The sequence below is a fragment of the Protofrankia sp. CiP3 genome, assembly GCF_917627345.1.
GTDB lineage: Bacteria > Actinomycetota > Actinomycetes > Frankiales > Frankiaceae > Protofrankia.
Genome location: NZ_CAKJTM010000046.1, coordinates 9,892 through 19,442, shown reverse-complemented (window position 1 = coordinate 19,442; position 9,551 = coordinate 9,892). Strand labels below are relative to the sequence as shown.

The window sequence follows — 9,551 nt, the reverse complement described above, 5'->3', positions numbered from 1 at the left end:
CCCGCCCGGCCGCGTTGTCCTCAGCCGGCGCCCACCACCAGGGTGCTTTCTCCGCAGCCTTGCCGGACCGGGCGCGGATGAGCCGCTCGCTGACCGAACGCCCTATCCTCGGGCGCTCTTCGTACACGGGAAGTTCTGATCATGATGTGGATGGCCACATGACACAGCCAGCCGCGATCCCCACCAGCACCCGGCTGTGGGAGCCGGGGACGGCGACCGGGGTCGGCTCGTTGCCGGGGACAGACCCGGTCGAGGCCTGCCGGCTGGTCTTCGGTGAGCTTCCGGACCTGCCGCACCTGCCTGAGCTGCCGGGCCGCGGGGCCGGGGCCGAGATGATCGGGCGCGCCGCGGGCCTGCTCGCGGACATGCCGGTCGACCTGCAGCCGTCCGGGTGGCGGCTGGTGCCGCGTCCCGGTGTCGACCTGCGTCGCACCCGTGACCTGATGGCCCGTGACCTCGACGCGCTCGGCGAGGTCGCCGCCGGCTATACGGGGCCGTTCAAGGTTGCCGTCACCGGCCCGTGGACGCTCGCCGCCGCGATCGAGCTGACGCGGGGGCACAAGGCCCTCAAGGACCCCGGGGCCAGCCGGGACATGGCCGAGGCCCTCGCCGAGGGCATCGCCCGCCACCTCGCGCGGATTGCGCGCGTCCTGCCTGGTGCCCGCCTGGTCGTCCAGCTCGACGAGCCGAATCTGCCGGCGGTGCTCGCCGGCCGGGTCCGCACACCCAGCGGCTTCGGGGTGCTGCCGGCGGTGGCGCAGGACGTTGCCGCCGACAGGCTGCGCGGCCTGCTCGCCGGCGCCGGGGTGCCGGCCGGGGTGCACTGCTGCGCGGCATCGCCCCCGGTCGACCTGCTGCGCCGGGCCGGCGCGGCCTTCGTCAGCGTGGACGCGACCGCGCTCACCCACGCGGATGACGACGCGATCGGTGAGGCGGTCGAGGCGGGGACCGCGCTGCTGCTGGGAGTGGTGCCGGCGCGGGACACCGGCGTGCGGGACACCGAACTGTCGGACGCCCGCCGTAGCGTCGAGCCGGTCCGGTCCATGTGGCGCCGGCTGGGGTTCTCCCCGGAACAGCTTCGGGAGGTGGTCGTGGTGACGCCGACCTGCGGTCTTGCGGGCGCGACGCCCGCCTACGCACGGGTGGCGTTGCGCCGCTGCCGCGAGGCGGGCCGGGCGCTCGCGGACGATTCGGCATGAGTGCCTGTCCTCCCGCACCCGGCACGGACGGCCCCCCGAGCACCGTGCTCGAGCCAGCTGCCGACACCGAGGACGAGGCCGAGGATAAGGCTGCCGCCGGGGCCGGGTCCGGCGAGATCCCGCCATCGGTGCGGGCGCGCGCCGCGGAGCTGGCCCGTGACCTGGACGAGTACGCCTACCGCTACTACGTGCTGGATGCGCCGACGGTCTCCGATGCCGAGTACGACCAGCTCATGGGCGAGCTGGCGGAGATCGAGGCCCGTCATCCGCAGCTGCGCACCTCGGACTCGCCGACCCAGAAGGTCGCCGGCTTCTTCTCGACGCTGTTCACACCGGTCGAGCATGTGGAACGGATGCTCTCCCTTGACAACGTCTTCACCGATGCCGAGCTCGAAGCGTGGGCACTGCGGGCGACCCGTGACACCGATGTCGACGCCTGGCTGTGTGAACTGAAGATCGACGGGCTGGCGATCGACCTGGTCTACGAGGACGGTTATCTGGTTCGCGCGGCCACCCGTGGCGACGGGCGGGTCGGTGAGGACGTCACCCCGAACATCCGCACCCTGTCGACGGTGCCGATCCGGCTGCGTGGCCCGGGTGTCCCGGCGCTGCTGGAGGTCCGGGGCGAAGTGTTCTTCCCCACCGCGGCGTTCGCCGAGCTCAACGCGGCCCTGGTCGCGGCGGGTGAGAAGCCGTTCGCCAACCCGCGTAACGCCGCCGCCGGGTCGCTGCGGCAGAAGGACCCCCGGGTCACCGCCAGGCGGCCGCTGTCGATGACAGTCCACGGGCTCGGTGCGCACCGGGGCCTTGACGTCGCGGCCCAGTCCGCGGCGTACGAGCGGATGGCCGAACTCGGCCTGCCCGTCTCCCACCACCACGAGGTGGCGGGCAGCATCGCCGCGGTCGAGGCGTTCGTCCGCCGCTGGGGGGAGCGGCGCCACGACGTCGAGCACGAGATCGACGGGGTGGTGGTCAAGGTCGACGCGTTCGGGCTGCAACGCCGGCTCGGCGCCACCGCGAAATCCCCGCGCTGGGCGGTGGCCTACAAGTATCCGCCCGAGGAGGTGACCACCAAGCTGCTCGACATCGAGGTCAACGTGGGCCGCACGGGCCGGGTCACCCCGTTCGGCCGGCTGGCGCCGGTCAGGGTGGCGGGCTCGACGGTCGCTCTGGCCACCCTGCACAACGCCGACCAGATCGAGCGGAAGGGCGTGTTGATCGGCGACACCGTGGTGCTCCGCAAGGCCGGCGACGTCATCCCGGAGATCGTCGGGCCGCTGGTGGATCTGCGGGACGGCTCCGAACGCACGTTTGTCATGCCGACTCACTGCCCGGAGTGCGGCGCCGAGCTGGTGCGCCCCGAGGACGAGGCCGACACGCGCTGCCCGAACACGGTGTCATGCCCCGCGCAGCTGCGGGAGTCGATCTTTCACTTCGCCTCCCGGGGCGCGCTGGACATCGACGGGTTCGGTTATGAGACCGCCACCGCCCTGTTGGACGCCGGTCGCGTGCACGACGTGGGAGACGTTTTTCACCTGAGCGCCGAGTCGTTCGACGGGCTGCGTGGGTTCGGCGAGAAGAAGATCGACCAGATTCTGCGCGGGGTCGAGCAGGCTCGGGCGCGGCCGCTGTGGCGGCTGTTGGTCGGCCTGTCCATCCGGCATGTCGGGCCGAGCGCGGCTCGGGCGCTGGCGCGGGAGATGCGTTCCATGGACGCCATCGCCGCCGCGTCCACTGAGGCCCTGGCCGCTGTCGACGGGGTCGGCCCGACCATAGCGGCGACCGTTGTCGACTGGTTCGCCGATGCCCGCCACCGTGAGATCCTCGACCGGACACGTTCCGGCGGGGCGCGGTTCGCCGACGTCGGCGCCGACGACGGGCCGGGCTCGCTTGCGGGCGTCACCGTCGTCATCACCGGGACGCTGGCGGGGTGGAGCCGTGACTCCGCCACCGAGGCTGTCCAGGCATGCGGTGGCAAGGTCACCGGCTCGGTGAGCAAGAAGACGACCTTCGTGGTGGTCGGCGCCGACCCCGGGGCAACCAAGTACGACAAGGCGCGGGCACTGAAACTCCCGGTTCTCGACGAGGCCGGGTTCGCCGTGCTGCTGGCCGCCGGGCCGCGGGCCGCCAGCGCGCATGCCCTTCCCGTGGAGCGGGCTGACGAAGATCCGACCGGTTGATCGCGGGCGTTCGCCGCTGCCGTCAACGCGCTCCGTGCGTGGCGAGCGAGACGTTCCTGTTGTGGGCGATCGTCGCGGCGATGCCGGCGAGATGCGCGAGCCGCTGTACCTCCGACGCCCGGAAGGTCGGGCCGCCCGGCCGTCCGACCAGTACCGCCCGGTCTGGGCTGCCCACCGGCGCGACCGCCAGCTCCATGCCGAGCGCCGTCCAACGGGGCGGGAGCCAGCCCGCGTCGCGGTCCAGGCGCTGCGCGCGGTCCAACGGCAGCCATCCCAGCGCGGGCCGCACCCGTTCCGGAACAGCGAACTCGTCGCCGCCGAGGTCCGGAGCGCCGACGGAGGTCTCCACAACCCGCAGGTCCTCCGGCGCGACCCGGTCCAGCAGCACGGCCCAGTCCGCGTGGAACACCGCTGCGACGAACTCGGTCATGATGGCGAGCGCATCGTCGGGCCGGGAGGTCATGGCTTCGACGAGATCGAGGTCACGCTGAATGCCGGTACCCCCGGACAGGTACGGGCGCAGGGACTCCACGCGCACGCCGGGTACGGACTGCGCGGCGGTCAGGACGGTGTCGACGAGCCCATACGGCGGTGCCGCGACGACGAGGTCGTCCACGGCGCCGTCCGGGCCGCGTTCGACGACGTCCAGGCTGACGATGTCGACGCCTGCCTGGCCAAGGGCGGTCGCGACCGCGCCCAGGGCGCCGGGGCGGTCCGGCAGGAGAAGGCGCAGCAGATACGACATGTAGTCAAGGATGCGGATTGAAGGTAATGCTAACGTGACGAAAGAATTACGTGCAGGTATCGACGCTGGTCACCGTCATGAGTCGTCCTATGCCGGATAGCTACTCATTCCAGCGTCATGTGCATAGTGTCATCGCGTCGCTCGACGCCGGGGGTTATTATGATCATGCCAGGCGGGTGCGGGCGGCTCGCAACCGGGCGAGTGTCCGGTCCGGGCCGAGCACGGCGACCGATTCGAACAGCGGCAGACCCACCGACCTGCCCGTCACCGCCACCCGCACCGGAGCCTGCGCCTTGCCGAGCTTCAGGCCGTGGGCGGCCGCCACGTCTTCCAGCCGGGCTTTCAGCGTCGCGGCATCCCATTCGGGTCCGTCCGCGAGCGGCGAGTAGGCGTCGATGGCTGCCGTGAGCAGAGCGGCCGCACCGTCCTTCATAGCCTTGGCCCACGCCGCCTCGTCGATGGCCGGCTCGTCGAGGAAGAGGAAGTCCACCAGCTCCAGGATTTCCGACAGCAGCACGAGACGGGTCTGCGCGAGCGGCGCGACCGCGGCGAAGACCGCCGGGTCGTAGGCGTCGGCATCCCAGGGAGCGGACGGGCCGGTGAGCCACGGTGCGCACGCGGCGATGAACTCCTCGCGGCTCAGCGCCCGGATGTACTCGCCGTTGAACGCCCGCAGCTTGGTCACGTCGAAGTAGGCCGGCGCGGAGTTGACCTCCGTCAACCGGAACTCGGTCTCGATGACCTCCCACGGGACGATCTCCCGGTCACCCGACGGGGCCCAGCCGAGCAGCATCAGGTAGTTGCGCATAGCCGCGGCCAGGTAGCCCTCGGCGCGGAAGTCCTCCAGCGCCACCCGGTCCCGCCGCTTGGACAGCTTCTGCCGCCTGGCGTTGACCAGGATCGGGGTGTGTGCCCACACCGGCGGCGGCGCTCCCATGGCCTCCCACAGCAACTGCTGTTTGGGGGCGTTCGACAGGTGCTCCTCCGCGCGGATCACATGGGTGATACCCATGGTCATGTCGTCCACGACATTTGCCAGCAGAAAGGTCGCCGAAAGGTCACTCCGGGCGATGATGAAGTCCTCCAGCAGGGCGTTCTCGAACGCCGGCTTGCCGCGGACGAGATCGACGACGATCGTCGTGCCGTCGTCTGGCGTGCGGAAGCGCACGGCGCGGCCCTGCCCCCCCAGTGCCGCGGGCGAGGCCGGCGCCGCGCTCGTATCCCGCCTTTCGCCCAGCCCCCGGTCCCGGCAGAAGCCGTCGTAGCCGCGGTGGCTGTCCCCGGTGCGGGCGATGACGTCCTCGCGTGAGCAGTCACAGAAGTAGGCGCGCCCGGCCGACAGCAGTCCCTGGACCGCCGCGGCGTGCGCTTCGGCGTTCGCCGACTGGAGGTAGGGGCCCTCGTACTCGGCCGGGCCCACCCCCAGCCAGGCCATCGCGTCGATGATCCCCTGCGTCCACTCGGGACGGCTGCGGGCCGCGTCGGTGTCCTCGATCCGCAGCACCAGCGAACCGCCCGACTGGCGAGCGACCACCCAGTTCAGCAGCAGGGACCGGGCGTTGCCGACATGGAACAAACCGGTGGGGGACGGCGCGAAACGCAGCCGTGGAACGACGCTGACCACTCCCGCACCGTATCCCCCAGCCCGTATCCCCAGCCCACGACGGCGTGAGGGTAGATCCCCCGGGCCGCGCGGGGCGGCCATGCCCGCGCCCGGTTCCCGCGTGCTGGCCCGTACGATGACCACAGCGTCATCCGCCAGTCAGCAGGCACGGACGTCGGCGGACCGGCGCTCGGGGGCTGGCGCCCAGCGGCGGGCAGCCGCGGAAGTCTGGCAGGCGTGAGGTGGCCGTAAGGTCCCGGGAAGTCGGAGGGGTGTGACCGGTATGGCGATTACCAGGGACGAGGTCGCGCATCTTGCCCGCCTGTCGCGGCTGGCCCTGTCCGACGAGGAGCTGGGTACGCTCGCCTCCCAGCTTGACGTGATCATCGGTGCTGTCGCCCGGGTCGCGGAGGTTGCCGCGGGCGACATCCCGCCGACCACCCACGCCGTCCCGCTGACGAACGTGTTCCGAGCGGACATCACCCGCACGTCGCTGTCGCAGGCCGACGCGCTTGCCGGCGCGCCCGCCGCCGAAGACGGCCGGTTCCGGGTACCGCGCATCCTTGACATGGACGAGTGAGGGTTCCTGCCCGTGACCGACGTCAGCCGCTTCTCCGCCGCCCAGACCGCCGCCGCGATCGCCGCCGGTGAACTCAGCGCGCTGGAGGTGACCCAGGCCGCGCTTGACCGGATCGCGAAGGTCGATGATCGGATCAACGCGTTCCTGCACGTCGACGTCGACGGTGCTGTCGCCGCGGCGCGCGGTGTCGACCGCCGCCGGGCCGCGGGGGAGCGTCTCGGGCCGCTTGCGGGCGTCCCGCTGGCCCTCAAGGACGTGTTCGCCGCCCGCGGCATGCCGACGACCTGCGGCAGCCGGATGCTTGCGGGCTGGCGGCCACCGTACGACGCGACTGTGGTGGCGAAATTGCGGGCTGCCGGCGTTGTGATCATCGGTAAGGCCAACATGGACGAGTTCGCGATGGGGTCGTCCACCGAGAACTCCGCGTACGGGCCGACCCGCAACCCGTGGGACACCGACCGGATCCCCGGCGGCAGCAGCGGCGGCAGCGCGGCCGCTGTGGCCGCTTTCGAGACCCCGGTCTCGATCGGCACCGACACGGGCGGCTCGATCCGCCAGCCCGCGGCCGTGTGCGGGCTGGTCGGGGTCAAGCCGACCTACGGCGGGGTGAGCCGCTACGGTCTCGTCGCCTTCTCCAGCTCGCTGGACCAGGCCGGGCCGCTGGCCCGGACGGTCACCGACGCCGCTCTGCTGCATGCCGCCATCGCGGGCCATGACCCGCTGGACACGACCAGTATCGAGCTGCCGGTACCCGGCGTGGTGGCCGCCGCCGCCAGCCGGGACCTGCGCGGCGTGCGCATCGGCGTGGTCCGTGAGCTGTCCGGGGACGGTTACGACATCGGGGTGCGGGCGCGGTTCTCCGACGCCCTCGAGGTGCTGGTCGGGCTGGGCGCCGAGGTCATCGAGGTGAGCTGCCCGCACTTCGTCTACGCGCTGCCCGCCTACTATCTGATCGCGCCGAGTGAGTGCTCGTCCAACCTGGCTCGCTTCGACGCGATGCGGTTCGGCCTGCGCATCGGTGACGACGGTGAGGCCGGGGCCGAGGAGGTCATGACCCGCACCCGCGGTGCCGGGTTCGGAGCCGAGGTCAAGCGCCGGATTATGCTGGGAACCTACGCGCTGTCGTCGGGGTACTACGATGCCTACTACGGTCAGGCACAGAAGGTCCGGACGCTGATCAGTCAGGACTTCACGGCGGCCTACGAACGGGTCGACGTGCTGGCCTCGCCCACCACGCCGACGGTCGCGTTCCGCCTGGGGGAGAAGGTCGACGACCCGGTGGCGATGTACCTGTCTGACCTGTGCACGATCCCGTCGAACCTGGCCGGTGGGCCGGCGATGAGCCTGCCGATCGGCCTTGCCGACGGGCTTCCGGTGGGCTTCCAGATCATGGCGCCGACCTTCGCGGACGACCGGCTTTACCAGGTGGGCGGTGCGCTGGAGGCGGCCCTGGACGCCGCCCGCGGCCATCCCCTCCTCGACGACGCCCCGCAGCTGTAGTGCCGGCGGGGCCCATGCGCGGTTTTCCTGCCACCGCAGGCCCTGGCGGACCAGGCGGGACACTGGGTCTGGTGGGGGTCGTGAGTCGTGAGTTCTGTGGAACGAGGGGAGACGTCGATGGTTGCGCTACGTAGCCAGCGGGCGGACCGGGTGCCACTTGTGGCGGTGTGGGTGCTGGCCTTGGTGGCACTCGGGGTGGGCATCACGGCGGTTTCGCCCATTCTGATCATCTGGGGTGTCCTCGGTGTTGCGGGTTCCGCCTTCGCTACCCGGATCCACCTGCGGGACACCGGCCCGCGCCGGTCACCGGACACGGCGATCCCGAACCCGGCCGAGGACCGGTCCTCGGCTCCGTCGGACCCGTCAGGCGGGGCAGACCCGGTTGAACAGGAGCACCTGCGTTGACATCCCCGACCAATGTGGCGGTTACCACCCCCACCTTCGACGACGCCGTCGCCCGCTACGAGCCGGTGATCGGGCTGGAGACGCACGTCGAGCTCGGTACCGCCTCGAAGATGTTCTGCGGCTGCTCCACGGTGTTCGGAGCGGAGCCCAACACCCAGGTGTGCCCGACGTGTCTGGGGCTGCCGGGGTCGCTACCGGTGGTCAACGAGGCCGCCGTACGGTTCGCCGTGATGATCGGCCTGGCGCTGAACTGCTCGATCTCACCGTGGTGCCGGTTCGCGCGCAAGAACTACTTCTATCCGGACATGCCGAAGAACTTCCAGATCAGCCAGTACGACGAGCCGTTGTGCGAGAACGGCTGGCTCGACCTGGAGGTTGCCGGGAAGATCCACCGGATTGGCATCACCCGCGTCCACATGGAGGAGGACACCGGCAAGTCCCTGCACGTGGGCGGAGCCAGCGGGCGTATCCACGGGGCCACGCACTCCCTGGTCGACTACAACCGGGCCGGCATCCCTCTCGTCGAGATCGTCACCGAGCCGGACATCCGCTCACCTGAGGTCGCCCGAGCCTACGTCGACGAGCTGCGTGAACTGTGCCGGGCGCTCACCGTCTCCGACGTCCGGATGGAGCAGGGCTCGCTGCGCTGTGACGCCAACGTGTCGTTGCGGCCGCGTGGCGCGCCTGGCGAGCCGGCGGCGCCCTACGGCATCCGCTCGGAGACCAAGAACCTCAACTCGCTGCGGTCGGTGGAGCGGGCGGTGCGCTACGAGATCGTCCGGCAGGCGGGCCGCTTGGACGCGGGTCTGCGCATCGTCCAGGAGACCAGGCACTTCGACGAGGCAGCCGGCACGACGTCGCCCGGTCGTTCCAAGGAGGAGGCGACCGACTACCGGTACTTCCCCGAGCCCGACCTCACCCCGCTGGCGCTGACCCACGAGTACGTCGACGCGGTCCGGGCGACCATTCCGGAGCTGCCGGCACAGCGGCGCGCCCGGCTTTCCGTCGACCACGGCTTCTCGCCCGCCGAGATCGTGAACATGCGTAACGCCGGTGTCCTCGACCTGGTCGAGCAGACCGTCACGGCTGGCGCGGCGGCGGACGCGGCCCGCAAGTGGTGGCTGAACGAGCTTGCCCGCCGGGCCGCCGACGCCGGTGTGGCCCCGACGGGCCTCGCGATCGGGCCGGCTGAGGTGGCCCGCATCGCGGAGCTGGTCGCGGCGGGTGCTCTCACCGACGCGCTTGCCCGCAAGGTCATCGACGGCGTTCTCGCGGGCGAGGGCTCCCCGGACGAGGTGGTGGCCGGTCGCGGCCTGAAGCTGGTGTCGGACGGCGGCGC

8 protein-coding genes are annotated in these 9,551 nt (G+C 71.3%); 6 read left to right on the top strand and 2 right to left on the bottom strand.

The features are described 5' to 3' along the window. Positions 1-158: 158 nt before the first annotated feature. Both MJ797_RS16020 and ligA read left to right on the top strand, forming a co-directional pair. Positions 159-1,199, top strand: coding sequence for a methionine synthase (locus tag MJ797_RS16020; RefSeq protein WP_239335641.1), 1,041 nt, complete (start codon positions 159-161; stop codon positions 1,197-1,199). Continuing rightward, positions 1,196-3,379: an NAD-dependent DNA ligase LigA gene (ligA, locus tag MJ797_RS16015; RefSeq protein WP_239335639.1), complete on the top strand. Its 2,184-nt coding sequence runs from the start codon at positions 1,196-1,198 to the stop codon at positions 3,377-3,379. The genes MJ797_RS16020 and ligA overlap by 4 nt, the downstream gene beginning before the upstream one ends. Positions 3,380-3,401: 22 nt before the next feature. Here ligA and MJ797_RS16010 read toward each other — a convergent pair whose 3' ends face one another. Together MJ797_RS16010 and gltX are read right to left on the bottom strand one after the other, a co-directional pair. After that, the gene (locus MJ797_RS16010) at positions 3,402-4,124 is read right to left on the bottom strand and encodes an ACT domain-containing protein (RefSeq protein ID WP_239335637.1); all 723 of its coding nucleotides are present in this window, start codon (positions 4,122-4,124) and stop codon (positions 3,402-3,404) included. Positions 4,125-4,287: 163 nt separating this feature from the next. Next, positions 4,288-5,748, bottom strand: a complete 1,461-nt coding sequence (gltX, locus tag MJ797_RS16005) for a glutamate--tRNA ligase (RefSeq protein ID WP_239335668.1) — start codon at positions 5,746-5,748, stop codon at positions 4,288-4,290. Between the two features lie 262 nt (positions 5,749-6,010). Here gltX and gatC point away from each other — a divergent pair, with 262 nt between their 5' ends. The 4 genes from gatC to gatB all read left to right on the top strand — a co-directional run. Continuing rightward, positions 6,011-6,307, top strand: a complete 297-nt coding sequence (gene gatC, locus MJ797_RS16000) for an Asp-tRNA(Asn)/Glu-tRNA(Gln) amidotransferase subunit GatC (RefSeq protein WP_239308758.1) — start codon at positions 6,011-6,013, stop codon at positions 6,305-6,307. Between the two features lie 12 nt (positions 6,308-6,319). Beyond that, positions 6,320-7,807 (top strand): Asp-tRNA(Asn)/Glu-tRNA(Gln) amidotransferase subunit GatA, encoded by a 1,488-nt coding sequence (gene gatA, locus MJ797_RS15995; RefSeq protein ID WP_239335635.1) that lies wholly within the window; start codon positions 6,320-6,322, stop codon positions 7,805-7,807. A 117-nt stretch (positions 7,808-7,924) separates the two neighbouring features. Further along, positions 7,925-8,212, top strand: coding sequence for a hypothetical protein (locus tag MJ797_RS15990; protein WP_239335633.1), 288 nt, complete (start codon positions 7,925-7,927; stop codon positions 8,210-8,212). A gap of 14 nt (positions 8,213-8,226) precedes the next feature. Beyond that, positions 8,227-9,551 (top strand): Asp-tRNA(Asn)/Glu-tRNA(Gln) amidotransferase subunit GatB (gene gatB, locus MJ797_RS15985; RefSeq protein ID WP_239335667.1); only part of this gene is annotated, 1,325 nt, incomplete at its 3' end.

Coding starts and splice junctions, on each gene's coding strand:
- MJ797_RS16020 (WP_239335641.1), top strand. CDS start 159: ATGACACAGCCAGCCGCGATCCCCACCAGCACCCGGCTGTGGGAGCCG.
- ligA (WP_239335639.1), top strand. CDS start 1,196: ATGAGTGCCTGTCCTCCCGCACCCGGCACGGACGGCCCCCCGAGCACC.
- MJ797_RS16010 (WP_239335637.1), bottom strand. CDS start 4,124: ATGTCGTATCTGCTGCGCCTTCTCCTGCCGGACCGCCCCGGCGCCCTG.
- gatC (WP_239308758.1), top strand. CDS start 6,011: ATGGCGATTACCAGGGACGAGGTCGCGCATCTTGCCCGCCTGTCGCGG.
- MJ797_RS15990 (WP_239335633.1), top strand. CDS start 7,925: ATGGTTGCGCTACGTAGCCAGCGGGCGGACCGGGTGCCACTTGTGGCG.